Source organism: Streptomyces sp. NPDC091387 (assembly GCF_044756945.1).
Taxonomy (GTDB): domain Bacteria; phylum Actinomycetota; class Actinomycetes; order Streptomycetales; family Streptomycetaceae; genus Streptomyces.
In genome coordinates this window covers 144,072-168,728 of the sequence record NZ_JBIVTZ010000011.1, presented here as the reverse complement: position 1 = coordinate 168,728, position 24,657 = coordinate 144,072, and the positions used below count along the sequence as shown (strand labels likewise).

22 protein-coding genes and 1 pseudogene are annotated in these 24,657 nt (G+C 72.8%); 15 read left to right on the top strand and 8 right to left on the bottom strand.

Going from position 1 to position 24,657, the window contains the following annotated elements; genetic code table 11:
• Positions 1-65: 65 nt before the first annotated feature.
• A complete protein-coding gene (locus tag ACIQM0_RS23580; protein ID WP_401289799.1) occupies positions 66-1,049 on the bottom strand; it encodes a helix-turn-helix domain-containing protein in 984 nt (327 codons plus the stop codon).
• 409 nt (positions 1,050-1,458) lie between these two features.
• Between ACIQM0_RS23580 and ACIQM0_RS23575 the strand changes: the two genes are divergently transcribed.
• The 7 genes and pseudogenes from ACIQM0_RS23575 to ACIQM0_RS23545 all read left to right on the top strand — a co-directional run.
• A complete protein-coding gene (locus tag ACIQM0_RS23575; RefSeq protein WP_363030112.1) occupies positions 1,459-1,812 on the top strand; it encodes a beta/gamma crystallin domain-containing protein in 354 nt (117 codons plus the stop codon).
• A gap of 347 nt (positions 1,813-2,159) precedes the next feature.
• Positions 2,160-3,644, top strand: coding sequence for an alpha/beta hydrolase (locus tag ACIQM0_RS23570; protein WP_401289795.1), 1,485 nt, complete (start codon positions 2,160-2,162; stop codon positions 3,642-3,644).
• Positions 3,645-3,805: 161 nt separating this feature from the next.
• The gene (locus ACIQM0_RS23565) at positions 3,806-4,048 is read left to right on the top strand and encodes a hypothetical protein (RefSeq protein WP_401289792.1); all 243 of its coding nucleotides are present in this window, start codon (positions 3,806-3,808) and stop codon (positions 4,046-4,048) included.
• The gene (locus tag ACIQM0_RS23560) at positions 4,038-4,280 is read left to right on the top strand and encodes a hypothetical protein (RefSeq protein ID WP_385037442.1); all 243 of its coding nucleotides are present in this window, start codon (positions 4,038-4,040) and stop codon (positions 4,278-4,280) included. The genes ACIQM0_RS23565 and ACIQM0_RS23560 overlap by 11 nt, the downstream gene beginning before the upstream one ends.
• A gap of 69 nt (positions 4,281-4,349) precedes the next feature.
• A complete protein-coding gene (locus ACIQM0_RS23555; protein WP_401290210.1) occupies positions 4,350-5,162 on the top strand; it encodes an inositol monophosphatase family protein in 813 nt (270 codons plus the stop codon).
• 234 nt (positions 5,163-5,396) lie between these two features.
• Positions 5,397-6,278: an EamA family transporter gene (locus ACIQM0_RS23550; RefSeq protein WP_401289788.1), complete on the top strand. Its 882-nt coding sequence runs from the start codon at positions 5,397-5,399 to the stop codon at positions 6,276-6,278.
• A gap of 28 nt (positions 6,279-6,306) precedes the next feature.
• Positions 6,307-6,450, top strand: a pseudogene (locus ACIQM0_RS23545) (Uma2 family endonuclease); the annotation flags it as partial.
• 64 nt (positions 6,451-6,514) lie between these two features.
• On the opposite strand, the gene ACIQM0_RS23540 reads toward ACIQM0_RS23545, so the two are convergent.
• The 3 genes from ACIQM0_RS23540 to ACIQM0_RS23530 all read right to left on the bottom strand — a co-directional run bounded on the left by ACIQM0_RS23540 (position 6,515) and on the right by ACIQM0_RS23530 (position 10,040).
• On the bottom strand, positions 6,515-8,023 hold the full coding sequence (locus ACIQM0_RS23540) for a PTS transporter subunit EIIC (RefSeq protein ID WP_401289787.1): 1,509 nt from the start codon (positions 8,021-8,023) through the stop codon (positions 6,515-6,517).
• A 41-nt stretch (positions 8,024-8,064) separates the two neighbouring features.
• On the bottom strand, positions 8,065-9,030 hold the full coding sequence (gene murQ / locus ACIQM0_RS23535; protein WP_401289785.1) for an N-acetylmuramic acid 6-phosphate etherase: 966 nt from the start codon (positions 9,028-9,030) through the stop codon (positions 8,065-8,067).
• 92 nt (positions 9,031-9,122) lie between these two features.
• Positions 9,123-10,040, bottom strand: coding sequence for a MurR/RpiR family transcriptional regulator (locus tag ACIQM0_RS23530; RefSeq protein ID WP_073732940.1), 918 nt, complete (start codon positions 10,038-10,040; stop codon positions 9,123-9,125).
• A 100-nt stretch (positions 10,041-10,140) separates the two neighbouring features.
• On the opposite strand from ACIQM0_RS23530, the gene ACIQM0_RS23525 reads away from it, so the two are divergent.
• Together ACIQM0_RS23525 and ACIQM0_RS23520 are read left to right on the top strand one after the other, a co-directional pair.
• A complete protein-coding gene (locus tag ACIQM0_RS23525) occupies positions 10,141-10,509 on the top strand; it encodes a hypothetical protein (RefSeq protein ID WP_401289783.1) in 369 nt (122 codons plus the stop codon).
• Positions 10,506-10,778, top strand: a complete 273-nt coding sequence (locus ACIQM0_RS23520; protein WP_363031451.1) for a DUF4031 domain-containing protein — start codon at positions 10,506-10,508, stop codon at positions 10,776-10,778. Before ACIQM0_RS23525 ends, ACIQM0_RS23520 begins: the two co-directional genes overlap by 4 nt.
• Before the next feature lie 6 nt (positions 10,779-10,784).
• On the opposite strand, the gene ACIQM0_RS23515 is transcribed toward ACIQM0_RS23520, so the two are convergent.
• Together ACIQM0_RS23515 and ACIQM0_RS23510 are read right to left on the bottom strand one after the other, a co-directional pair.
• Positions 10,785-12,023 (bottom strand): Cmx/CmrA family chloramphenicol efflux MFS transporter, encoded by a 1,239-nt coding sequence (locus ACIQM0_RS23515; protein ID WP_401289780.1) that lies wholly within the window; start codon positions 12,021-12,023, stop codon positions 10,785-10,787.
• A gap of 121 nt (positions 12,024-12,144) precedes the next feature.
• Positions 12,145-12,819: a hypothetical protein gene (locus tag ACIQM0_RS23510; RefSeq protein ID WP_401289778.1), complete on the bottom strand. Its 675-nt coding sequence runs from the start codon at positions 12,817-12,819 to the stop codon at positions 12,145-12,147.
• Between the two features lie 116 nt (positions 12,820-12,935).
• On the opposite strand from ACIQM0_RS23510, the gene ACIQM0_RS23505 reads away from it, so the two are divergent.
• The 4 genes from ACIQM0_RS23505 to ACIQM0_RS23490 all read left to right on the top strand — a co-directional run bounded on the left by ACIQM0_RS23505 (position 12,936) and on the right by ACIQM0_RS23490 (position 16,006).
• Positions 12,936-13,589, top strand: coding sequence for a maleylpyruvate isomerase family mycothiol-dependent enzyme (locus ACIQM0_RS23505; RefSeq protein ID WP_401289775.1), 654 nt, complete (start codon positions 12,936-12,938; stop codon positions 13,587-13,589).
• 97 nt (positions 13,590-13,686) lie between these two features.
• Positions 13,687-14,436: a LamB/YcsF family protein gene (locus ACIQM0_RS23500; RefSeq protein WP_401290208.1), complete on the top strand. Its 750-nt coding sequence runs from the start codon at positions 13,687-13,689 to the stop codon at positions 14,434-14,436.
• Positions 14,433-15,143 (top strand): 5-oxoprolinase subunit PxpB, encoded by a 711-nt coding sequence (gene pxpB / locus ACIQM0_RS23495; protein ID WP_401289773.1) that lies wholly within the window; start codon positions 14,433-14,435, stop codon positions 15,141-15,143. The genes ACIQM0_RS23500 and pxpB overlap by 4 nt, the downstream gene beginning before the upstream one ends.
• A gap of 5 nt (positions 15,144-15,148) precedes the next feature.
• Complete coding sequence (locus tag ACIQM0_RS23490) at positions 15,149-16,006, top strand: biotin-dependent carboxyltransferase family protein (protein WP_401289771.1); 858 nt, start codon at positions 15,149-15,151, stop codon at positions 16,004-16,006.
• 220 nt (positions 16,007-16,226) lie between these two features.
• On the opposite strand, the gene ACIQM0_RS23485 is transcribed toward ACIQM0_RS23490, so the two are convergent.
• The gene (locus ACIQM0_RS23485; RefSeq protein WP_401289768.1) at positions 16,227-18,512 is read right to left on the bottom strand and encodes a heavy metal translocating P-type ATPase; all 2,286 of its coding nucleotides are present in this window, start codon (positions 18,510-18,512) and stop codon (positions 16,227-16,229) included.
• A gap of 248 nt (positions 18,513-18,760) precedes the next feature.
• On the opposite strand from ACIQM0_RS23485, the gene ACIQM0_RS23480 reads away from it, so the two are divergent.
• Positions 18,761-19,450, top strand: coding sequence for a copper homeostasis protein CutC (locus tag ACIQM0_RS23480; RefSeq protein ID WP_401289765.1), 690 nt, complete (start codon positions 18,761-18,763; stop codon positions 19,448-19,450).
• 303 nt (positions 19,451-19,753) lie between these two features.
• On the top strand, positions 19,754-22,402 hold the full coding sequence (locus tag ACIQM0_RS23475) for a glycoside hydrolase family 9 protein (protein WP_401289762.1): 2,649 nt from the start codon (positions 19,754-19,756) through the stop codon (positions 22,400-22,402).
• A gap of 49 nt (positions 22,403-22,451) precedes the next feature.
• On the opposite strand, the gene ACIQM0_RS23470 is transcribed toward ACIQM0_RS23475, so the two are convergent.
• On the bottom strand, positions 22,452-24,524 hold the full coding sequence (locus tag ACIQM0_RS23470; RefSeq protein ID WP_401289759.1) for a HelD family protein: 2,073 nt from the start codon (positions 24,522-24,524) through the stop codon (positions 22,452-22,454).
• Positions 24,525-24,657 lie beyond the last annotated feature (133 nt).

Here is a 24,657-nt window from a genome sequence, read left to right as displayed (position 1 = left end):
GGTGAGGGGCCACTCGCGTATGCCCGGATCGGCCGCGGGCCCTGCCTTGCCGTGAACCACCCCGCCTATGAACGGATCTCGTGTCCGCCGGGCGTGGCCGTGTGACGGTATTCGCTGGGCGGCATGCCGTACGTGGCGCGGAAGACGTGGGTGAAGTCGGCGGCGCGGGGGAAGCCCCACGTGGTCGCGATGGCGTGGATGGGGCGCGCGGCCAGCGCGGGGTTGGTGAGGTCGCGCCGGGCGCCGTCGAGTCGCTGCTGACGGATCCAGGCGGTGACCGTGGCGCCCTGGCGCTGGAAGACCCGGTGCAGGGTGCGCAGCGAGATGTGGTGGGCGGCCGCGATCTGGCGGGGAGTCAGCTGGGGATCGCGCAGGTTCTGGCGGACGAAGCTGCGGATACGTGTGGCGAGTGCCTCGGGGTGGGCCTCGGGCGGGGTCGTGTCGTCGAGGTGGTGGGCGAGCAACGCCGCCGCCAGGTCGATGGTCACCGCCCCGAGCCGCTCGGCGTCGGCCGGCCCGTACGAGGCGGATTCGGCGGTCAGGCGGGTGAGGAACTCGGCGAGGAGAACGCCGAGACCCGTCTGCCCGGAGAACGGCAGCGTGAGCAGCCGGTCCGCGGCCCCTCTGGGCAGGGGCAGCAGTGTCTGGGGGAAGAGCACGTCGATCATGGCCACCGACGGGTGGTCGGTGGCCATCCTGGTGCGCAGGGGCAGCGAGGTGCTGGACAGCATCAGATCGCCCGCGCCCAGCTGGATCTCCCGGTCGGCGTGGACGGCGCCGGCACTCCCGCGCTGAGTGAGGGTGAGGTTGTACAGCTCCGGATCGGACTGCCGGATCAGCCTCGGGGTGCGGTCCGAGCGGAGCGGCGGGCAGTCGAGGGCGGAGACGCTCACCGGTCCCAGGCCCAGCACCCGCAACGTCGCCCGGAAGTCGTGGGCCTGCTCGGAATCGACCTCGTTGGGCGCGTGGCTGTCACACGCCATGTCCCGCCAGCGCGGGAACCGCTCCTCCTCGGGTAACTCCTGCCAACAGAACACCGACTCGGCCATCTGTCCCCCTTCGGCATGATGTGCGTCCCCACAGCGCAGGACAAATAACAGCAAACCCTCGACAGGTCGTGAACACAAGGGAGCAAAAGCGCACGCGCGGCCGACGGGTCTCACGCCGGCACGCCGCGGTCGGCCTCCCCGGGATCCTGTCGGCTGCCGCGAGAAGGAAAGGTGCGAAACCTTCCTGCCGTCTCTATCTGGACATTTATGGCTGCATTCCGGACCGGGGGGTCGTGAGCGATTGCCATGCGCAGTCGCCTTGCTGGATCTTCGTGGAGCAGGAGAAACAAGCGGGGCGACGGAAGAGCCGTTGCGTCGTGCGGAGATAGGCAAATATGTTTTCGGCGCCTCTTCATTCGCCCGGCTGCAATATGGCGATTCTGTTCGAGTATCGAATGAAGGAGAACTTGTGATCTCAAGGACGAAGAGGATCGCCCGTTCCGTGGGTGCGGCGATCGCCGCCACCGCGGCGGTCACGATCGTCATGCCTACGGGCAACGCCTTCGCCATCGACCACGTCGAGTGCCGGGGTGGCGAGAACTTCCTGAAGGTCTGGTCCCACCTGGACGGACGCACCAGCGTGGACTGCTACGCCAACAAGGGGCGGACGTCCTTCGGCAGTTGGTGGGTCGACCGTATTTCGACGGGGAACAACGACCTCATCTACTACGACGCGAACGGCGACTCGGTGCGCATCAACCGGTGGACCGACATCACGTTCCCGAACAACCCCCCGCGGGTCAAGGACATCGAAATCCTTTAGCGGACGAGCGGGGCCGGTACCCGGCGAAGGCCGTACCGACTCGCGATTCTTCAGGGTTTCAATCATCTTCCGGGGCAGCTGAATTCTGGCTGGGGCTGAATTCGCCTGCGCCGGATCGTCGATGCAAGCCGTGCGATTTCCGCGCGGCTTGTATCGGCATGTTCCGTACAGGTTCCGGGTTCTGGGCTCCTGGTGCACCCTGACTCCTCCCTGACCCACCCCGGAAAGCACCCCGAGGCAGGCACCGGACGGCCACCGGCGGTCCTAGCGTGGCGATCGGGACCGGCAGGGGGCCGACCTCCTCCTGGGCAGGCCCCGCATGCTCACTCTCGCCAGGAGGACGACTCATGCTCGTCAAGGAGACCGGCGCGCTACGGCGCACCGTCGTGCGGAGCACGGCCGTGCTCGTGGGAACCGCGCTCGCCGCCGTCACCGGTTTCGCCGCCGGACCCGCCGTGAACGCGGCGCCGGTGACCGCCCCCGCCCTGCGGTGGACGCCCTGCGCCGACCCCGACCACCCCGGTGCCGACTGCGCCACGCTCGACGTCCCCGTCGACTGGGCCCACCCGGACGGGCCGACGCTCGGCCTCGCCGTGGCCCGCCGCAAGGCCACCGGCCCCGACGCACGGGTCGGCTCGATGGTGTTCGGCCCCGGGGGACCCGGCGACTCCGGTGTGGACCGGGTCGTGGGCGGCGTCAGCCGGTTCAGCCCCGAGGTCCGCCGCAGGTTCGACATCGTCAGCTTCGATCCGCGCGGCGTCGGCGGCAGCAGCCCGGTGACGTGCTCCGGCGACCTGCTCGCCCGGCGGCCGTCGGCGGACATGGCGAGCCAGGCGGACTTCGACGCCACCCTCGCGTACAACGAGCGGCTCCGCGCCGACTGCCGCGCCCGCACCGGCCCGGTGTTCGACCACCTCGACACGGCCCAGACCGTCCAGGACCTGGACGCGCTGCGGGCCGCCCTCGGCGAGGCCCGGCTCACCTTCCACGGGAGCTCGTACGGCACGCTGCTCGGGGCGCAGTACGCCGAGACCTACCCACGCAGGGTTCGCGCCATGGTGCTGGAAAGCGTGATGGACCACAGCGTGTCCCGTACCCGCGACTTCCTGCGGGACGAGGCCGCCGGGGCGCAGGACTCCTTCGGAGAGTTCGAGAAGTGGTGCGCCGACGACGCGGCCTGCGCACTGCACGGCCGCGATGTCCGCACCGTCTGGCGGGGGTTGCTGAGCCGGGCCGAACGCGGCGCACTGGAGAACCCCGGCAGGCCGGGAACCCCCGTCTCGCCGTCGGAACTCGTCAACCGGATCGCGTTCAAGAGGTTCTACGTCGTCACGTACGCCGAACTGGCGGCCGACATCGTCACGATGGAGGCGAGCACCCCGCTCCCCGCCTCGCCCGTCCCCACGCCCCCGCTCCCGCCGGCGACCCCCGTCTTCTGCGCGGACTGGCAGCTGCCGGTGCGCGACTACCGGGAGTACGCCTCACTGGTGGGCACGGTGCACAGGACCGCACCCGACCTGCCGCACCTGCTGCCGATACAGATGGCGGCGGCCTGTCTCGGCGCGCCGACCGCCAACCCGCAGCGCCGCCTCTCGGTCCACGGCGCACCAACGATTCTGCTGTCCAACGCTGTCCACGACCCCGCCACCGGCTACCCGTGGGCGGTCTCGGTGGCCCGGCAGCTCGGACGCGGCGGCGTGCTCCTCACGTACGAGGGCCAGGGCCACGGCAGTGTCACCCGGGGCCCCTGCATGGAACACACCGTGGACGGATACCTGACGGACCTGACGGTGCCGGCACGCGGCACCAGGTGCCCGGCCGGCCCCGCCTGAGACCGGCGCCGCACGACACCCGGAACATCGGCCCGGGGCCGCCCACCACCTTGGAGTCGCGGACGGGACCACCTTGTGGACCCGTCGAGAACTTCGAGGACAACGAGAGAAAGAACACGCTGGGTATGCATCGACACTACTCAGCGTGGAAGGAATGGATCATGACCACTACGGAACGGCGCAGGGTGACGGCGGGCGGAGTGCGTGAGGCGGAGGAGGCGGTGGAGAGGTTGCGGGAGGGGTTCGCGGGGCTCGGGATCACGTTGCCGTCGCTGCGGGTCGACCCGGTCTCGTGCGCGGGCAGCGGGCCGGCCGTGCTCGTCGACCTGGGGCGCTGCAACCTCGACACGGTGCGGCGGCTGAACAGTGTGCTGGACGGGAAGGCGGCCGGCCATGGTGGGTGACGACGGTGAGCCCGAGGCGTGTACGCCGGAACCGGGATCCTTCGCCGTGGACGTGCGGGACGGGCGGGTGGGCCGGGTGACCGGGTGCGTCGGGCCCTATGTGCGGCTGCGGCCCCCCGGCGGGGGCCCGGAGTGGGACTGCCCGCCCGACGCCGTCCGCCCGGCCCCGCCGGGGCTGGTGCTGCGGGCCCGGGTGACGGAGGTCAACCGGGAGGGACAGCTGCCGAGATGAGGGTGCGAAGGGATGTCCGGCCGCGGCGGGAACGGGCGCGGACAGCCCGCACTCATGCTGAGCATGAACATGAACATGAACACGGAAAGCGACGCACAACTGGCCGTCAGGGCGGCACAGTCGGGAGCGGCGGTGGTCCGGGACATGTACGGGACATCGCCGGAGCGCTTCGAGAAGTCCGGCGGTGACTTCGCGACGGCCGCCGACCTCGCGGCCGAGAAGGCCATCCTCGACATCCTGCGCACCGCCCGGCCCGATGACGCGGTGACGGGTGAGGAGAGCGGCCGCACCGGGTCGGAGGCTGCTGAACGCCGGTGGCTGGTCGACCCCTTGTGCGGCACGCTGAACTACGCCGTGAACACCATGCTGGTCGCGGTGAACGTCGCCCTGCGCGACGGGTCCGCCATCACGGCGGCAGCGGCGGCCGACCCGTTCGCCGACGAGGTGTTCTGGACCGACGGCGAGCTCGCCCGCCTTCGAAGGGGTGGTACGGACGAGGAGTTGACGCCCTCGTCCGGATCCCGGCTGGTGGACGTCAACCTCGACCCGCCGTTTCCCAACGCACCGGACTTCCGGGCGGTCGGCCTGCTGGCCGCACCGGAGTTCGCGGAGCGCTTCCGGCCGCGCGTCGTCTCCAGCACGCTGGCGGTGGCCTGGGTGGCGGCAGGGCGCAGGGCCGCGTACGTCACCGACGGCCGGCTGCGCGACAGCGTGCACTTCGCCGCCGGGATCGCCCTGTGCGAAGCGGCGGGCTGCGTGGTGACCGGCATTCACGGCCAGCCCCCGCACACCGGCGCGGGTGGCCTGGTGGTGGCGGCCGACCGGGAGACGCACGGCCTGCTGCTGGAGATGATCAGGAACCAGGTCCCGTCCGGCTGTTGAGCGGTCACGTGTCGGGTGCGTCCGTGGCCGGTGTCTCGGACCTCGGACGAGGTGTCGCCGTTGAGATGGCGCCCCGGGTCATGCGGGCCGCCCGAGCCGGTGAGGGGCGGCTGCCGTAGCGTTCGGGCGGCCCCCCGGCCATGAGGGGCCGCCCGCGATCCTCGCTCGTGGTCCTCGCTCGTGATCCTCGTTCGCGGCCTCGTCCGTGGTTCTCGCTCGTGGAAAGGATGCTTGATGCCGGCCGTTCTGGTCCTGCTGCTCTCCGGTACCTGGCTGCTCTCCGGCGCCCTCGTCACCGGGACCGATCCGCTGATCGTCGCCGTGGGCCGTACCGCCGTGTGCTGCCTGGTGCTCACCGTCGTCGCCGCGTCCAGCACCAGTGGCCGGGCGGATCTGCGGCGGGCCGCCGCCCGGCCGGGGACCGTCTGGCTGCTGGGCCTGCTCGGCTTCGCCGGGTACGCGGCGGGCACCCTGCTCGCCATCCCCCGTATCGGCACCTCCCTGACGAACCTCGTCGTCGCACTGATGCCGTGCGCCTCGGTGGCCGTCGGCGCGCTGTTCTTCGGCGAACGGTCAGGGCCCCGCAAGGCGGCGGGCGCCGCCCTGGCCTGCGCGGCGGCCGCCGGATACGCCGCGCTGGGCGCGGACGCCGGGGACCTGGACGCGATGGGTCTGCTGCTGGTGGCGGCCGCGACGGTGGCGTTCGCGGTGTACGGGTTCCTGTACCGGGACCGGCTGTCCGGGCTGCCGCCGCTGGCCGTGCTGCCCGTGCTGCTCGCGGCGGCCACCTGTCTGCTGCTCCCGATGTCGCTGTCCGCGCTGATCGCCCACCCCCCGACGCTCGCCGCGACGGGCGGGATCGTGGTGCTCGGCGCGGTCGTCTACGCCCCCGCCTACCTCGTCCAGCACCGCCTCATCCTGCTCCGCGGCCCGGTCTTCACGGCCGCCGTCCAACTGGCGGTGCCCTTCACGGTCCGGCTCGGCGACTGGGCCCTGGACACCGCGCCCGCGCCCTCGCCCGCCGAACTGCTGTTGCTGGCGGTGTGCTGTGCGGGGATCGCCCTCGTCACCGTCCAGCCGGCCCGGTCGTCCGAGCCGGTCGCCTCCGAACGCTGAATCGAGCGGGGTGGGTTCAGCGCGCCCGTCGCGTGGCGCGACGAGCACCCTGTTCACGGAGCCGAACGAGGACGGTACGTACAAGCGTTCCGACGCGGTGCCGTTCGGCAAGCCGCTCGGGCTGCCCGCGCCCTTCGACGTCACGCTGGCCACGGACGCCTTCCCCGTCTGAGGCGGAACGCGAATGCGGCGGCACCCTTCGGGGTGCCGCCGCATTCGCCGTTCCGGTGTGTCCGTCAGACCACCGCGGGTTCCTTCGCCGGGGCGTCCGGGCCGGACTCGGCGGTCGCCGGGGAGGCGGCCGCCGGTTCCTGCGACACGTTGAACTCCGTCAGCAGGTCCTTGCTGAAGCCGAAGAAGTACGTGGCGACGAAGCCGGCCAGGTAGCCGACCAGCAGGCCGCCCGCGTAGATCGCGATCGTCGCGCCCAGGCCGTGATTGCCGTCCAGCAGCGGGAACAGGGCCCAGCCGGACGGGCCGATCGCGGTGGAGCCGACCGCGTCGCCGAGCTGGTTGAAGAAGCCGACGAACGCGCCGCCGAACGCACCGCCCACGCACGCCGTGATGAACGGGCGGCCCAGCGGCAGGGACACCCCGTAGATCAGGGGTTCGCCGACGCCCAGGAAGCCCGCGGGCAGGGCGGACTTGATGGTCTTGCGGATCGACTCGTTGCGGGGGAGGCGGAAGTAGACCGCGATGGCCGCACCGACCTGGCCGGCGCCGGCCATGGCGAGGATCGGGAGGAGGACCGTGTAGCCCTGCTGCTCGATCAGCGTCGTGTGGATCGGGATCAGCGCCTGGTGCAGGCCCAGCATGACCAGCGGCAGGAAGAAGCCGCCGAGGACCAGGCCCGCGCCCGCGCCGCCGTTGGACAGCAGCCAGTCCGCGAACGTACCGATCGCGGTGGAGACCTCACCGGCCACGTACATCAGGCCGAAGATCGTCACCAGGCCGGAGATCAGGACCGTCAGGGTCGGGGTGACCAGGACGTCCAGCGCCTCCGGGACCCAGCGGCGGCACCACTTCTCCACGTACACCGCGAGCACCGCCGCGCCCAGGGCGCCGAGGACACCGCCCTGGCCGGGGGAGAGCTTCTGGCCGAACGCCTCGATGTTCGCGACGCCCGGGAAGACGATGATGGCCGCGACCGCACCGCCGAGGATCGGCGTACCGCCGAACTCCTTCGCCGTGTTGTAGCCGACGAAGACCGCGATCAGGGCCATGAAGCCGGACGCCATCGCCGCCAGGGCGGGGGTGACGGACGGCAGCCAGCCGAGGTTCACCAGCAGGCCGTTCAGGCCCGCGATGATGCCGCAGCCGATCAGGGCCGGGATCAGCGGGACGAAGATGTTGGCGATTTTGCGCAGGAAGAGCTTGAACGGGGTGGCGTTCTTCGCCTTCCGTGCCGCCTTCATCCCGGCGCCCTGCGCGGCGAGTTCATCGGCCGTGACCGGCACGGTGGCGGGCTCGGGCGCGGACGCCCGGCCCTCCTCGACCAGCTTCTCGAACTCCGGCGTGACGCGGGCGACCGTACCGGGACCGAGAACGATCTGGTACGTGTCGTCGTCGACCACGCCCATGACGGCGGGGACGGCCTTCAGCGCGTCGTCCTGGACGAGCGAACGATCGTGCAGACCGAGCCGGAGCCGGGTCATGCAGTGGGCGATGGAGCTGACGTTCGCGGCGCCACCGACGAGCGGAAGGATCGCGGCGGCAGTGGCGCGGTTCTTGTCTTCTGTAGCCATGGTGCGTGGTGCCTTGCTGTGCGGGGGGTGGGGCAGAAGGGTCAGGTGGTGCGGGGGGCGGCGGCGAGCGCGGCGCGGAGGTGGCCGTCCGACGCGGACAGGAGCGTGGCGGCGGTGGGGCCGTCGACCTGGCCGAGGATGGTGAGGATGGCGTTCTTCACCTCACCGTCGGTGGCGGCGAGCGCGGTCTCGATCTCGGCGTCCGACGCTCCGGTGGCCAGCGAGACGATCCGCCGGGAGCGGGCGCGCAGCTTCTCGTTGGAGGCGCGGACGTCGACCATGAGGTTTCCGTACGTCTTGCCGAGCCGGATCATCGTGATCGTCGAGAGCATGTTGAGGACGAGCTTCTGGGCCGTGCCCGCCTTGAGCCGGGTGGAGCCGGTGAGCAGTTCCGGGCCGACGACGACCTCGAGGGGGTGCTGGGCGGCGCCGCCCAGCGCGGAGTCCGCGTTGCAGGACAGGCCGATGGTCAGCGCGCCCTTGGCACGGGCGTGCTCGACGGCACCGATCGCGTACGGCGTACGGCCGGAGGCGGAGATGCCGACCACCGTGTCGTCGGCGGTGAGGCCCAGCGCGTCGAGGTCGGCGGCGGCCAGCTCCTTGCTGTCCTCGGCGCCCTCGACGGCGGTGACCATCGCGGACGGGCCGCCCGCGATGAGGCCGACGACGTCCGCCGGGTCGGTGTTGAAGGTGGGCGGGCACTCGCTGGCGTCCAGCACACCGAGGCGGCCCGCCGTGCCGGCGCCCGCGTAGATCAGGCGGCCGCCGCGGGACATGCGCGCCGCGGTGGCGTCGATCGCGGCGGATATCTCGGGCAGCCGGGCGGCGACGGCGGCGGGGACGGTCTGGTCCTCGCCGTTCATGATCCGGGCGATTTCCGCGGTGGCCAGCTGGTCGATATCGGCGAGCTCGGGGCGGAAGGCCTCGGTGGTGAGCGTCGCGAGCTGGGCGCGCAGCTCCCCGTATCCGTCGGGGGCGGTGGCGTCGGCGTCGGTGATGGAGGTCATGGAGAGCGGCTCTGCTTTCTTGAACTCGTACGGCTCTGCGGGTGCGGGTGCGGAGATGGATGGTGCCGGGGTCCTTGTGCGGAACCCCGAGGTCAGCGGGTGCGTGGGTTGTGGCGGTGGGCCAGCGCCTCGTAGGAGGCGGCGAGGGCCGGGGCCGCCGTCTCGTACGTGCGCTGCGCGACTCCGATGAACAGGCAGTCGACGACCAGGAGCTGGCTCGTGCGGCTCGACATGGCGGCGGGGCGCAGCTCGCTCTCGCGGGCCGTGGACGTGGTCAGCACGTGGTCGGCGTACTGGGTGACCGGCCCGTCGGGGCGGCCGGTGATCGCGATCGTCGTCGCGCCGCGGTCGAAGGCGACCCGCAGCGGCTCGATGACGTCACCGGTCGAACCGGAGTGGGTGATCGCGATGGCCACGTCACCGGCGCGGAGCTGCACGGCGTTGGTGACCGCGAGGTGCGGGTCCATGTTGGCGTGCGCGATCAGGCCGATCCGGGCCAGCTTCTGCGCCAGGTCCTGGCCGACGAGCGAGGAGGCGCCGACCCCGTAGATGTCGATCCGGCGAGCGGTGGCGGCGGCGGCCACGGCGGCACCGAGCTGCACGGTGTCGAGCCCGGCGGCGGTGTCGGCGAGGGTCTGCTGCTCGTCGTAGGCGAGCTTGGCGACCACGTCGGCGATCGGGTCGTCGACCGCTATGTCGGCGGTGACGGCGGGGGCCCGGCCGGACTGCTGGTGGGCGGCGAGACCCGCGAGCGCGAGGCGCAGGTCGCGGTAGCCGGGGTAGCCGAGGAGGCGGGCGGTGCGCACCACGGTGGCCTCGCTGGTGCCGGTGAGCTCGGCGAGACCGGTGACCGTCAGGGCGGCGCAGCCCGCCGGATCGCCCGCGACCGCCTCGGCGACCCGCTGCATGGAGCGGGTCATGGACGGCGCGAGCGTGCGCACCTTGGCGGCGAGGGCTGCCGGGGCGGGCGGCGAATCAGCGCTGAAACTTTCCTTCAGGTCATTGGTCACATTTGAAAGATATTTTCAACGCGCAGGTCCGTCAACCCCTCTTTGGTCCTGACCTCTGGCGGCGGCGGGGCGGTCCCGCGCGCAGGTGGACAATGGCGGTATGGAGCTGAATCCCCTGGAGCAGGCGCTGCACGCCGCCCGCGCACGCGTCATGGCCGACCTCGCCGCCGGAGACGTCGCGCAGGCGCAGATCGTCTCGATGGTCGAGGACGCGGTGACGCACCGGCGCTGGTGGGTCGAGCAGTGGCCGGAAGGGGCGGAGTTCGTGGTCGGCCTCGTCGCCCAGGACGTCCAGGACGCGCTGCTGGAGGAGTACGGCCGCTGGCCGCTGTGCCCGGTCTGCGACGCGGGCGACCCGCACGCCCTCGACGTCGAACCGGAACTGGGCCCGGACCCGCACTGGGTCTGCACGAAGGCCGCCGTGGCGGTTGCCCCGGTCGGCTCGCTCGGCGGGATACCGCGCCCGTGACCGTCTACATCGATCCGCCGGACTGGCCGGGGCACGGGCGGCTCTGGTCGCACCTGGTCAGCGACGAGTCGTTCGACGAGCTGCACGGCTTCGCCGCGTCCATCGGCTGCCCGGAGCGGGCCTTCGAGCGGGACCACTACGACGTGCCGGAGGCCCGGTACGAGGACGCGGTACGGGCCGGGGCCCGGCAGATCGGCTCCAAGGAACTGGTCCGCCGGATCACCGAAGCCGGTCTGCGCCGCCCGAAGGGCCGCCCGGCACCGGGCTGAGCGCGCTCAGGCGGTCGTCGAGGGCGCGGACTCCAGCGCCGCACCCTCCGGCGCCGTCCTGGCGGCCGGCGCGCCCGCCACCAGCAGGGAGGACGCGTTGCGGCTGCGCTGGAGCCGCAACGAGAACACCACCGCCACCAGCGCCAGTACGGTCATCGCCGCTCCCGCCCACGCGGTCGCCGCGTACCCGAAGTCCGCGTCGATCACCGTGCCGCCCAGCCAGGGGCCACCGGTGTTGCCGCTGTTGAACGCGGCGGTGGTCGTCGCACCGGCCAGGGTGGGGGCGGCGCCCGCGACGTTGAACATCCGGGCGTTCAGCGCCGGGGCCGTGTAGAACGCCGACAGGCCCAGCAGGAACGAGAGCACGATCACGGCGACCTGGTTGGAGGCGAACAGCGCCAGCGCGGCCAGGAAGACCGTGGACGCCATGATCCCGCTCAGCAGCACCCCGAAGAGGTGCGCGTCCGCGACCCGGCCGCCGATCGTCGTGCCGATCAGCGCACCGGCCCCGAACAGCGCGAGCACGGCCGGTACCCAGCCGGAGTCCAGCCCGGCGACGTCCGTCAGCACCGGCGCGAGATAGCTGAACGCGCAGAACACACCACCGGCCGCGAGCGCGGTGATCGCGATGGACAGCCACACCTGCCGGTCGCGGTAGATGCCCATCTCCCGCTTCAGCTGCGGCTTCTCGTCCGGGACGGGGATACGGGGGATCAGCGTCGCCACCCCGACGAGGGCGATCGCGGAGGCCACGCCGACCGCCCAGAACGCCGACCGCCAGCCGAGGTTCTCCCCGAGGAAGGCGCCCAGCGGCACCCCCAGCACGTTGGCGATGGACAGCCCGCCGATCATCACGGCCATGGCGCGGGCCCGCTGGTCCACCCGGACCATCGCGATGGCGACGGCGGAACCCACGGCCCAGAACCCGGCGCACGCGAAGGCGCTGATCACCCGGGAGGCGAAGAGGATCTCGTACGACGGAGCGAGCGCGCCCGCGACCTGGCCGAGGCCGAAGACCGAGATCAGCGCGATGAGCGTGGTGCGGCGCGGCAGCCGGAGCGTCGCGACGGCGAGCAGCGGGGCGCCCACCACCATGCCGATCGCGAAGGCGGATATGAGGAGTCCGGCGCGCGGTATCGACACGTTCATGTCGTCGGCTATGGGGGGCAGCAGTCCGGAGAGCATGAACTCGCTGGTGCCGAGGGCGAAGACGGAGAGGCCGAGAATGTATACCGCCAGGGGCATACGCGAGCGGCGAGCGGCAGAGTCGGGCATGACAGGTGCCAACAGCACGATTGCCTGTTACATTCCCGCGCCGCGCGGCTGCCCGGACCGGGATGGAGAAGGCCGGGCGTGGCCCGTCGGCTCAGCGTGCGAGCAGCTCCAGCTCCGTCAGCAGGTTGTGCCGGGCCCTCGGCTCCCACTCGGCCACCCCGTGCGGCGTACGGAACAGCCGCGGCAGCTCCAGAAGCTGCCGCAGCACGGCCGCCCGGCCCTCCCGGAACGCCTCGTCGGGGACGAAGCCGTACTCCTCGCGGACCTGGGCCGCGTACTGCGCGTACTCCTTCGGCGGCGACGCCAGGATCGCCAGGTCCGCGTCGCACAGCACCTCGCCGTTGCCGTCGCCGGCGGCCGGGTCGTGCGTGACCGTGAGCCGGACCAGCCGGGCCACCTCGGCGGTGGTCCGGGCGGGCACCCCGGCCTCGGGCAGCGCGCGCTCGGCGAGGACGGCGCTGCGCTCCTCGTTCTCGGACCGGTCGGGGCGGTAGACCGCGTCGTGGAACCAGGCGGCGAGCCGTACGGCGTCCGCGTCCGCGGCATGGCCGGCCAGCGTGTCCACCCGGTCCAGGACCGCCGCCAGGTGAGCGGTGGTGTGGTACTTGCGCTGAGGTTCGGCCCAGCGCGCCAGGAGGTTGTCGGCGTACGGCAGCGGGTCCGGACCGTCCGCGCCGCGCCGGGCCGCGACCAGGCAGTCGCGCCACCGGCCGCGGAGCGTGTCGTCGGTGTCCTGGCGGTGCGGCCGGGCGGTGTCGTCGTCCATGCCCCCGAGGTTACGACCTCCCCCGCGCCTCCGGCCGCCGCCCCCGCACCGGGTTATCGTTCGCGCGTTCGCCCAAATCCCAAGTCCGCCGGGGAGCGGGATGGTTGGCTTGGGGCATGGCTGACGAACGCGATCCCGAACTGCCCGGTCTCCTCCTGCGCACCGAGCGAGACGACCTCCTCCCGCTGCTGCGGGCCGCCGCCGTAAGCGATTTCGGCCTGCGCACCGCGTGCCCCGGCTGGACGGTGAGGCATGTCCTGGCGCACTGCGGTTCCGTGCTGAACCGGGTGGTGGAGAGCCGGTTCGGGCCGGATGTGTTCAGCCCCGAGTGCAACGACCGCGACATCGCCGAGCGCGCCGACTGGACGGACGCGCAGGTGGTGGACGAACTGGAGCGGGGGATGGCCGAGGCCGGTGCCGCCATCGCGAAGGCGGGCGGGGTGCTGGACGGCGTGGCGCTGGGGGAGTGGATCCACGCGGGGGACGTGCGCGAGGCATGGGGGCTCGAAGGGGCGTACCAGGGACCGGGCCTGGCGCACGCGCTCCGGCTCCTGGCCCCCTTCGCCCGGGGCCGCGAGACGCCGCTGCTGGTCGCGCGGCTGGAGGACACCGGCGAGGAACTGACCATCGGGACCGCGCACGAGGGCCGGGCCCCCGGACGCTACTGGGGGAACGGGGCCACGCTGATCCGGCTGTACGCGGACCGGCCGCTGGTCGGGACGCGGTACGAGCTGGAGGGCGTGAAGGAGAGCGAGCTGTTCGTATTCTGAGCACGCGTCCTGAGCGGGCGGAGGCGCTAACGTGCGCTTCGTGACGAATCTGATGAATCCGGCGGACCGGGGGGACGAGCCGGCCGCGGCCGCTTCCATGGACCTCAACGCGGATCTCGGCGAGGGGTTCGGGCGCTGGTCGCTCACCGACGACGAGGCTCTCCTCGCGTGCGTGACCAGCGCCAACGTGGCGTGCGGCTTCCACGCGGGGGACCCCTCGGTGATGCGGCGGGTCTGCGACACCGCGGCCGCCCGCGGTGTGCGGATCGGCGCGCAGGTCTCCTACCGCGACCTCGCGGGCTTCGGGCGTCGCTCCATGGACGTGCCGGCCGATGAGCTGACCGCCGAAGTGGCGTACCAGATCGGTGCGTTGCGGGTGTTCGCCGAGGCGGCCGGCACCACCGTCTCGTACGTCAAACCGCATGGCGCCCTCTACAACCGCGCGGTCCACGACGACGAACAGGCGGCCGCGGTGATCGAGGGCGTCCGGCTGGCGGGCGGGAACCCGGCCGTCCTCGGACTGCCCGGCTCCCGGCTGCTCGTACGGGCCGCGGAGGCGGGGCTGCCCGCGGTCGAGGAGGCCTTCGCCGACCGCGCGTACACCCCGCGGGGCACGCTCGTGCCGCGCACCGAGCCGGACGCGGTCGTGCACGACGCGGACGAGGTCGTGCGCCGCAGCGTCGGGCTCGCGGTGGACCGGAGCGTGATCGCGGCCGACGGCGGACGGATCGCGGTCGCGGCACGGTCCCTGTGCGTCCACGGCGACACCCCGGGAGCGGCGGCCATCGCCCGGCGGGTGCGGGCGGCGCTGGAGGAATCGGGCGTCGTGGTGCGGGCGTTCACGTGAGTACGCCACCGGCGGACGGGGAGAACCGCGGTCCGGCGCCGGTCGTGCTGACCGCGGGGGCGGACGCGCTGCTGGTCGAGCTGGGCTCCGGCGAGCAGACGGAGGCCTTCCACGCGGAGGTACTGCGGCGCCGCGCGGCCGGTGAACTGCCCGGCGTGCGCGAGGTCGTGCCCGGTGCGCGGACGGTCCTGCTCGACGGCATCACGCGGGACACGGCCGGGCTCGCCCGTGAGCTGGCGTCCTGGCGGGTACCGCCGCTGCGACGTGCCACGGGGAAACCGGTGGAGATCCCGGTCGTCTACGACGGCCCGGACCTGGCCGATGTCGCCGAGGCGTGGGGCGTCGCCGCCGCCGAGGTCGCCGCCCTCCACTCCGGGACCGAATTCCGGGTCGCCTTCTGCGGGTTCGCCCCGGGCTTCGGCTATCTGACGGGCCTGCCCGACCACCTCCACCTGCCGCGCCGGGCGACTCCGCGGACCCGGGTCCCGGCCGGCGCGGTGGCCTTGGCGGGCCCCTACACCGGGGTGTACCCGCGCCCGTCCCCCGGCGGCTGGCAGCTGATCGGCCGGACACCGGACCCGGCCGCCCTGTGGAACCCGGACCGCGAACCACCCGCACTGCTGACGCCCGGCGCCCGCGTCCGCTTCGTCGAGGCGAACGCGGACGCGGGGTCGGGCAGAGAGCCGGGCACGGGGGCAGGGGCGTGAGCGCCATGATCGAGGTCGTTCGCGCCGGGGCCCTGACCACCGTGCAGGACGAGGGGCGCTTCGGCCACGCGCACCTGGGGGTGGGCCGGGCGGGAGCCCTGGACGCACCGTCCGCCCGGCTCGCCAACCGGCTGGCCGGCAACCCCGTCGGCGCCGCGCTGCTGGAGACGACCGCCACCGGCTGCGCGGTCCGTCCGAGCCGTGCGGTGCGGGTGGTCGTCGGCGGTGCGCCCTGCCGGGTGACGGTGGACGGGCGGCCGGTGGCGTGGGGCGCCGCGGTGCACGTACCGGCGGGCGCGGTGCTGGACGCCGGTCCGGCGGCGTACGGGCTGCGCGGTTACCTGGCGTTCGCGGGCGGCCTGGAACCGGAGCCGGTGCTCGGCAGCCGGTCCGCCGACCTGCTCTCCGGGCTGGGCCCGCCGCCCCTGAGCGACGGCGACGTCCTGCCACTGGGGCCGCCCCCGCAGGCCGGTGCCCCGCCGGCCGCGGCGGTGCCGTGGCCGGGGGTGCCCGCGGAACTGGTGCTCCCGGTCGTGTTCGGCCCCCGCCACACCTGGTTCACGTCCGCCGCCCTGCGCACGCTCACCACGGCCGCGTACCGCGTCTCGCCGCAGAGCAACCGCATCGGCCTGCGCACCGAGGGCCCCGCGCTCGTCCGCGCCCGGCAGGGCGAACTGCCCAGCGAGGGGATGGTGCTGGGCGCGATCCAGGTCCCGCCGGGCGGCCGCCCGGTGGTGTTCCTGAACGACCATCCGACGACGGGCGGCTACCCGGTGGTGGGCGTCGTCCCGGAACCGGCGCTGGCGGCGGCGGCGCGGGTCACGCCGGGGACGACGGTGCGGTTCGTGCTCACCGGCGGGTGAGCCGAGGCGATCCGGCCGGCGGTTGAGCGGTCTCCCGCCGCCACCGCGTACCGGGAGCCGCGGCATTGGCTCGACGAGGACACGCTGAGCGCGATCGAGGCCGGGTTCACCTGGCCCGGCGCGTCCGCCCGGGGCACGGGACACGCCCGCGGGCGGCCGGAGGCCCGGCTCCCCGGAGGGAGCTGAGCCCGGCCGCCCGCGGGCGGGGACGCGCGGTCGGTCACACCCCGGCGCGGAACCCCCGCAGCCGCAGCGAGTTGCCGACCACGAAGACCGAGGAGAACGCCATCGCCGCACCCGCGATCATCGGGTTCAGCAGACCCATCGCGGCCAGCGGCAGCGCCGCCACGTTGTAGGCGAAGGCCCAGAACAGGTTCGTCCGGATGGTGCCGAGGGTCTTCCGCGACAGCCGGATCGCGTCGGCGGCGGCCCGCAGGTCCCCCCGGACCAGGGTCAGGTCTCCCGCCTCGATCGCCGCGTCCGTGCCGGTGCCCATCGCGAGGCCCAGATCGGCCTGGGCGAGGGCGGCCGCGTCGTTGACCCCGTCACCGACCATCGCGACCGAACGGCCCTCCGCCTGGAGGCGCTTGACGACGTCCACCTTGTCCTCCGGCATCACCTCCGCGTACACCTGCTCGATGCCGACCTCGGCCGCGACCGACTCCGCCACGGCGCGGTTGTCGCCGGTGAGCAGGATGGGGGTGAGGCCGAGTGCGCGGAGCTTCTTGATCGCTTCGGCGCTGGTGTCCTTGACGGCGTCGGCGACTTCGAGGACGGCGCGTGCTTCGCCGTCCCAGGCGACGGTGATGGCTGTGCGGCCCGCTGCCTCCGCTTCGGCCTTGTGGCGGGCGAGTTCGGCGGGGAGGTGGATTTCCCACTCGGCGAGGAGCTTCTCGCGGCCGACGAGGACGGCGTGTCCTTCGACGATGCCCTGGACGCCGAGTCCGGGGACGTTGGCGAAGTCCTCGGGGGTGGGCAGGGGGCCGGTGGTGCGTTCGGCGGCTCCGGTGGCGACGGCCTGGGCGATGGGGTGTTCGGAGGCGTGTTCCAGGGCGCCGGCGAGGCGCAGGACGTCGGTTTCCGTGGTGCCGGGGGCGGTGTGGACGGCCTGGAGGGTCATCTTGCCGGTGGTGACGGTGCCGGTCTTGTCCAGCACGATGGTGTCGACGCGGCGGGTGGTCTCCAGGACTTCGGGGCCCTTGATCAGGATGCCGAGCTGGGCGCCGCGTCCGGTGCCGACCATGAGGGCGGTGGGCGTGGCGAGGCCGAGGGCGCAGGGGCAGGCGATGATCAGCACGGCGACGGCGGCGGTGAACGCGGCCGTCAGCCCCGACCCGTTGCCGAGCCAGAAGCCGAGCGTGCCGAGCGCGAGCGCGATCACGACGGGGACGAACACCGCCGAGATCCGGTCGGCGAGGCGCTGGGCCGCCGCCTTGCCGTTCTGCGCGTCCTCGACCAGCTTGGCCATCCGGGCCAGCTGGGTGTCGGCACCGATCCGGGTCGCCTCGACGACGAGCCGGCCGCCCGCGTTGAGCGTGGCACCGGTCACCGGGTCGCCGACGCCGACCTCGACCGGGACGGACTCACCGGTGAGCATGGACGCGTCCACCGCAGAGTTCCCCTCGACGACGGTGCCGTCGGTGGCGATCTTCTCGCCGGGCCGGACCAGGAAGCGGTCCCCGACCTGGAGGTCCGCCGTGTCCACGGTCACCTCGCGGCCGTCACGCAGGACGGTGACCTCCTTCGCGCCCAGTTCGAGCAGGGCCTTCAGCGCCGCGCCCGCCTTCCGCTTGGAGCGGGCCTCGAAGTAGCGCCCGGCCAGGATGAAAGCGGTGACTCCGGCGGCGGCTTCGAGGTAGATGTTCCCCGCGCCGTCGCTGCGGCCGATGGTCAGCTCGAAGGGGTGTGTCATGCCGGTCATCCCGGCGGTGCCGAAGAAGAGCGCCCACACCGACCACAGGAACGCGGCCGAGGTGCCGACCGAGATCAGCGTGTCCATGGTGGCCGCGCCGTGCCGGGCATTGGTCCACGCGGCGCGGTGGAAGGGCCAGGCGGCATACGTGACGACGGGCGCCGCGAGGGTCAGCGAGAGCCACTGCCAGTTGTCGAACTGGAGCGCCGGGATCATCGCCATCGCGATCACCGGCACCGCGAGCAGGACCGCGGTGATCAGCCGCTGCCGCAGCGGGCGGAGCTCGTCCGTCTCCGCCTCCGCCTCGTCGGCGGGCGCGTCGGCGGTACGGACACGGGGAGCGGGCTCGTGCGCGCTGTACCCGGTCTTCTCGACGGTGGCGATCAGGTCCTGTACGGAGATGTCCTCGCCCCGGTAGCTGACGCGGGCCTTCTCGGTGGCGTAGTTGACGGTGGCCTCGACCCCGTCCATCCGGTTGAGCTTCTTCTCGATACGGGCCGCGCACGAGGCGCAGGTCATGCCGCCGATGGCGAGCTCGACCTCTGCGGCACCGGTGTCAGTGGTGCCGGTGGTGGCTGTGGTCTGCGCGGACACGTGGCCTCCTCGGTAGTGGATTGATACCCCTAGGGGGTATGTAGTTCTGATTCAGGTATACCCCCTACCCCTATGAATCCGCAAGGGCGGCCCATGGTGGACGCGCGGATTCCGGGCGTCCGGTTGCCTGGCACGCGTCTGACCTCGCGTATCTTCACGTGCGCGGTGAGGCTGCGCCCTCAACCGTCCGGCCCGTAGGCTGGCCATTGGACTAGACCTATAGCTGCTTCCTGGAGGATTGGGTTCCCATGAGCAACCGTGCAGTCCTGGAGGTGATCGCTCTCGACGCGGAGGACGCGGTCGCTGCCCAGGCGGGTGGTGCGGACCGGCTTGAGCTGGTCACCGACATGGCGGCGGACGGTCTCACCCCGTCCTGTGCGACCTTCGCGGCGATCCGTGCCGCGGTGGACATCCCCCTGCGGGTGATGCTCAGGGTGGCGGACGGTTTCGCGGCCGGTGACATCGATGTACTCGTACGCAAGGCGCGCGAGCTGCGGGCGGAGGGCGCGGACGAATTCGTGTTCGGCTTCCTGGACGCGGAGGGCCACCCGGATCTCGTCGCGGTCGAGCGGATCATCGCCGAGCTGGACGGCTGCCACTGGACGTTCCACCGCGCGATCGACCGCGCCTGTGACCGGGACGCGCTGCGCAAGGCCCTCGCGGACCTGCCGGGCCTGGACACGTATCTCACCGCGGGATCGGCCGCCGGGGTGGACGACGGCATCCCGACACTGCTGGTCGAGGCGGCGCGCAAGGGGGAGCCGGGGTACGAGCCGCGGATCCTGGTCGGTGGCGGGCTGCGGCTCGACCACCTGCCGGAACTGCTCGACGCGGGGATCGACGCCGTCCACATCGGCGGGGCGGCGCGGCCGGGCGGCTGGGCGGGCCCGGTGGACGCGGCGGCGGTACGGGAGTGGCGGGCGGTGCTGGACGCGTAGGGCGGCGGAGCCGCCGGGGCGCGGGCTCCCCGGGGCCGGTGCGGGGCCCGGGGGTGGGTGCCCGGCATCCTCGCGCGGCGTCCCGGCCCGGTCCCCCGCCCCGGCACCCGTCAGCACTCGCGGGCAGTCCTCGGGGCAACGTCTCGCGGCCGGTCTTGTCATGCCCCTGGCGTAGTAGCCGCCTTCGGCTCCACAATGGCGCGACGCGAATGGGAGCGCTCCCACTCTGTTTGTGTCCCGTTCCCGTCCCTTCTCACCGCCCGACGGACCGCCACCGCCCCACCCCCAACCGAAAGGTTTCCGGTGAACGCCTCATCGCCCCCGCCCCCCGCCGCCCGCGCCCGGCGCCGGAGCCGTGTGCTCGGGATACTGGCCGTCGCCACGCTGATGGGCAGCGCCCTCGGCGCGCCCGGCGCGGCCGCCGCGGACGACCCGGACCCCGCTCCCGAGCAGATCACCAACGGCGACTTCGCCGCCGGGACCGCCCCCTGGTGGTGGACGGCCAACGCCGCCGCCGCCGTCACCGAGGGCAGGCTCTGCGCCCAGGCACCCGCGGGGACCGCCAACCCCTGGGACGTGATCGTCGGCCAGAACGACATCCCGCTCGTCGCGGGGGAGACGTACACCCTCACCTACACGGCCACCTCCACCGTCCCGCTGTCCATCCACACCAACGTGCAGCAGGCCACCGAGCCGTACACCACCGATCTCTCCGCCACCGACACGATCAGCGCGGAAGCCACCCCGGTCACTCACGTCTTCACCGCCGCCGCGGACCGCGACGACGCACAGGTCGCCTTCCAGATCGGTGGCAACGACGACGCGGCCACCTTCTGCCTCGACGACGTGTCCCTGCGGGGAGGGGCCGAGCCACCCGTGTACGTGCCCGACACCGGCTCGCGCGTCCGCGTCAACCAGGTCGGCTACCTCCCGCGGGGGCCCAAGAACGGCACCCTGGTCACCGACGCGACGACCCCGCTGCCGTGGACCCTCAAGGCGGCCGACGGAACCACCGCCGCGACCGGGACCACCGTGCCGGGCGGCGAGGACCCGACCTCGCGGCAACACGTCCACACCTTCGACTTCAGCGATGCCACCGCCACCGGCAACGGCTACACGATCGAGGCGGACGGGCAGGTCAGCGAGCCCTTCTCGATCCGCGCCGACCTGTACGACAGCCTGCGCGGCGACTCGCTGGAGTACTTCTACCAGAACCGCAGCGGCATCGCGATCGACGCGGACCTGGTCGGTGAGCAGTACGCGCGCCCCGCCGGACACCTCGGCGTCGCGCCCAACAAGGGCGACACGGACGTGCCGTGCCGGCCGGGCGTCTGCGACTACCGGCTCGATGTGCGCGGCGGCTGGTACGACGCCGGCGACCAGGGCAAGTACGTCGTCAACGGCGGCATCGCGGTGGCCGAGCTGATGGACACCTATGAGCGGACCCTGACGGCCGACGGGGCGGAGTCCGCCGAACTCGGCGACGGGGCGCTGCGCGTGCCCGAGCACGGCAACGCCGTCCCGGACATCCTCGACGAGGCGCGCTGGGAACTCGACTTCATGATGCGCATGCAGGTCCCGGCCGGTAACCCGCTGGCCGGCATGGTCCACCACAAGGTGCACGACGCCCAGTGGACCGGGCTGCCGATGATGCCCCACCTCGACCCCCAGCAGCGCGAACTGCACCCGCCGACCACCGCGGCCACCCTCAACCTGGCGGCTGCGGCCGCCCAGTGCGCCCGGCTGTTCGCCCCGTACGACGCGGCATTCGCCGCCCGGTGCCGTACCGCCGCGACGACGGCGTGGACCGCGGCGAAGGCCCACCCGGACGTGCTCGCGGACCCGGCCGACGGCGTCGGCGGCGGGACATACGAGGACGGCGACGTCACCGACGAGTTCTACTGGGCCGCGGCCGAACTGTTCACCACCACCGGCGACGAGGCCTACCGGCAGGCCCTGCTGGCGTCCCCGCTGCACGGCGACACCGACGCGGTCTTCCCCGCCGACGGCGGCATGTGGTGGGGCGAGACTGCCGGGCTCGGCGTCCTGACCCTGGCCACCGTGCCCAACGACCTCACCTCCGCGCAGCTCACCCAGGTCCGCTCCGTGGTGACCACGGCCGCGGGCCACTACGCGCGGCAGACCGAGGACCAGCTCTACGGCGTGCCGTACGCCCCGGCCGGCCAGAACTACGCCTGGGGCTCCAACAGCCAGGTGCTCAACAACATGATCGTGCTGGCCACCGCCGCCGACCTGACCGGCGACTCCGAGTACCGTGACGCCGTACTGCGCGGCGCCGACTACCTGTTCGGGCGCAACCCGCTCAACCAGTCCTACGTCACCGGCTACGGCTCTCGCGACTCCGAGAACCAGCACCACCGGGTCTGGGCCCACCAGAGCGACCCCGCCCTGCCGCACCCGCCCCCCGGCTCCCTCGCGGGCGGGCCCAACCTCACCGCCGCCACCTCGGGCGACCCGGAGGCCGCGACCAAGCTCAAGGGCTGCGCGGCCGCGATGTGCTACCTCGACTCCAACGGCTCGTACTCCACCAACGAGGTCGCCATCAACTGGAACGCGCCGCTGGCCTTCGTCGCCTCCTACCTGGACGACGCCGGGGACGGCGCCGGCCCGGCCCGCTCCTGCCGCGTCACGTACTCCTCGCACCCCTGGAACACCGGCTCGACCACCACGGTGACGGTGAAGAACACCGGCACGAAGGCGGTCACTCCCTGGTCCCTGACCTGGCTGCTCCCCGGTGATCAGAAGCTCGGCCACACCTGGAGCGCCGAACTCGCCCAGTACGGACGCACGGTGACCGCCGCACCGCTGTCCTGGAACCGCACGCTCGCACCGGGGGCCTCGGTCGACTTCGGGTTCAACAGCAGTGTCGTGGGGCTGGCCGCCGACCCGGGCACGGTCAAGCTGAACGGGAGGGCTTGCGAAGCGGGCTGACCGGGAAGGTGTGCGGGGGCCGGACGCCCCCGCACACCGTATCCCTCCCTCAGCCCAACTCCGCCGGGAGCGGCGCCGCGTGGACCACGATCAGGCCGGAGACCGCACGGGTCAGGGCCACGTACAGGCGGCGCAGGCCCGTTCGTTCGTCGGGTTCGCCGTCGACCACCGCCGCCGGTTCGTCCAGCACCACGTAGTCGTACTCAAGGCCCTTCGCCAGGGACGCCGGGACCAGGGTCAGCCGGGACTCGGCGGTCGTCTCCATGCCGGGCGACAGATAGGCGTGGCCCGCCGCCGTCAGAGCGGCCGCCAGCGCCGGGACGCGGGCGTCGGCGGCGATCAGGCCGGTCGAACCCTCCTGCTTCAGCGACTCCTCGCAGGCCGCGACCACCGCCGCGTCCAGCGCGGTCACGTCCGCCACCTCCCGTACCGACAGCGAGCCGGGCGACTCCCGCACCGACTCGACCGCCGCCAGGCCCGGTGAGATCACCGGCAGCAGCCGGGACGCGTACGCGATCACCTCGCGCGGCACGCGGAAGCCCGCCGTCAGCTCCTCCACCACCGCGTCCGACTTGCCCAGGTGGTGCAGCGCCTGGGCCCAGCTCTGCGTCGACCACGGCGTCGTGCCCTGCGCCAGATCGCCGAGGACCGTGGCCGAACCGGTCGAGCAGCGCCGGCCCACCGCCCGGTACTGCATGGGGGAGAGGTCCTGCGCCTCGTCGATCACGACATGGCCCAGCGAGTGCGTGCGCGCCACCAGGTCGTTCGCCTCGTCGATCAGTACCGCGTCCGCCGCCGACCACTTCGCGGACTTCACGCTGCGGGCCGGCTTGGTCCACAGGATCGTCTTCTGCTCGTCCTCGGTCAGCAGCCCGTCCGCCTGGGCGGCCAGGAACTCCGGGTCGGACAGCAGCCGCAGCACCAGCTTCGACGGCTCGACCGCGGGCCAGACCGCCTTCACCGCCGCCTTCACCGCGGGATTGCGCGCCACCGCGTTCTGCACCCGGTCGTCCGGCGCCTCGCCCGCCTCCTCCATCCGTACGAGCACGGCATGGGCGATGCGCTGCGGAAGGGCCTCGTGCGCCGCCCCGTACCGCATGTCGCGGGCCAGCAGCTCGTCGACCATCTCCTCGATCTCGTACGCGGGCACCCGCCAGCGCCGGGAACCGCGCACCACCATCACCGGCTCCGTCGGCGGCTTCACGTGCGAACGGATCGCCCGCCGCAGCACCTCCGCCATCCGGGCGTCGCCCTTCACGACGGCGGCCCGCGCCTCGTCCGTGCCCCGGACCTCGACGTGCGCCGTCACCAGGTCGTCGACGGTCGCCTGCTTCACCTCCAGCTCGCCGAGGGCCGGCAGCACCTGCTCGATGTAGTGCAGGAAGGACCGGTTCGGCCCGATGACCAGCGTCCCGGTGCGCGCCAGCCGGTCCCGGTGCGCGTACAGCAGATACGCGACCCGGTGCAGGCCGACCGCGGTCTTCCCGGTACCGGGACCTCCCTGCACACAGACCGAGCCGCCCAGCTCGCTGCGGACGATCTCGTCCTGCTCCGGCTGGATCGTCGCGACGATGTCGCGCATCGGGCCGACACGCGGCCGCTCGATCTCCGCCTGGAGCAGCTTGCTGGTCTGTGCGGTCTCGGTCGGGTCGGTGAGGTGCTCGTCCTCGTACGCGGTCAGCTCGCCGCCGGTGTAGCCGAAGCGGCGCCGCTGGCCGACGTCGAGCGGGTCGTTGCGGGACGCCCGGTAGAACGGCTGGGAGACCGGCGCCCGCCAGTCGATCACCATCGGGTCGCCGTCGGCGTCGTGGACGTGGCGGCGCCCGATGTAGAACTGCTCGCCCTCCGCGCCCTCGGCCTTCTCCGCGCCGACCACGTGGAGGTAGTCCAGCCGTCCGAAGAAGAGCGGGGTGTGGGAGAGGTCGGCGAGCGACTTGATGCGGTCGGTGATCTGGGCCTGCAGCACTGCGGCGTTCACCCAGTTCGCCGTGACATCGCGGATGTTCAGGGCCTGGGCGTCCTCACGCATGGCGCGCAGCGCGGCGCGCGAGGCGGCGAGATGGGCGCGCTCATGAGCGAGGGGGTCGGTGGTGGTGTCGCTTTCGTGTTCGTGCGCGGGCACGGTGTTGCCTCCGGCATTCAACGCAGGACGGCGGACCGCACCCCGTCCCCGGCCGGTGACCGGGGGCGATGCGGTCCGCTCGGGGATCGATCACTGGTACGCACGAGGGCGTGCGTACGGCTGTCGGCCGGTT

Excerpts from the sequence above, each read along its gene's own strand:
- ACIQM0_RS23580 (WP_401289799.1), bottom strand. The coding sequence starts at position 1,049 with ATGGCCGAGTCGGTGTTCTGTTGGCAGGAGTTACCCGAGGAGGAGCGG.
- ACIQM0_RS23570 (WP_401289795.1), top strand. The coding sequence starts at position 2,160 with ATGCTCGTCAAGGAGACCGGCGCGCTACGGCGCACCGTCGTGCGGAGC.
- ACIQM0_RS23565 (WP_401289792.1), top strand. The coding sequence starts at position 3,806 with ATGACCACTACGGAACGGCGCAGGGTGACGGCGGGCGGAGTGCGTGAG.
- ACIQM0_RS23560 (WP_385037442.1), top strand. The coding sequence starts at position 4,038 with ATGGTGGGTGACGACGGTGAGCCCGAGGCGTGTACGCCGGAACCGGGA.
- ACIQM0_RS23555 (WP_401290210.1), top strand. The coding sequence starts at position 4,350 with ATGAACATGAACACGGAAAGCGACGCACAACTGGCCGTCAGGGCGGCA.
- ACIQM0_RS23550 (WP_401289788.1), top strand. The coding sequence starts at position 5,397 with ATGCCGGCCGTTCTGGTCCTGCTGCTCTCCGGTACCTGGCTGCTCTCC.
- ACIQM0_RS23540 (WP_401289787.1), bottom strand. The coding sequence starts at position 8,023 with ATGGCTACAGAAGACAAGAACCGCGCCACTGCCGCCGCGATCCTTCCG.
- murQ (WP_401289785.1), bottom strand. The coding sequence starts at position 9,030 with ATGACCTCCATCACCGACGCCGACGCCACCGCCCCCGACGGATACGGG.
- ACIQM0_RS23525 (WP_401289783.1), top strand. The coding sequence starts at position 10,141 with ATGGAGCTGAATCCCCTGGAGCAGGCGCTGCACGCCGCCCGCGCACGC.
- ACIQM0_RS23515 (WP_401289780.1), bottom strand. The coding sequence starts at position 12,023 with ATGCCCCTGGCGGTATACATTCTCGGCCTCTCCGTCTTCGCCCTCGGC.
- ACIQM0_RS23510 (WP_401289778.1), bottom strand. The coding sequence starts at position 12,819 with ATGGACGACGACACCGCCCGGCCGCACCGCCAGGACACCGACGACACG.
- ACIQM0_RS23505 (WP_401289775.1), top strand. The coding sequence starts at position 12,936 with ATGGCTGACGAACGCGATCCCGAACTGCCCGGTCTCCTCCTGCGCACC.
- ACIQM0_RS23500 (WP_401290208.1), top strand. The coding sequence starts at position 13,687 with ATGGACCTCAACGCGGATCTCGGCGAGGGGTTCGGGCGCTGGTCGCTC.
- ACIQM0_RS23490 (WP_401289771.1), top strand. The coding sequence starts at position 15,149 with ATGATCGAGGTCGTTCGCGCCGGGGCCCTGACCACCGTGCAGGACGAG.
- ACIQM0_RS23480 (WP_401289765.1), top strand. The coding sequence starts at position 18,761 with ATGAGCAACCGTGCAGTCCTGGAGGTGATCGCTCTCGACGCGGAGGAC.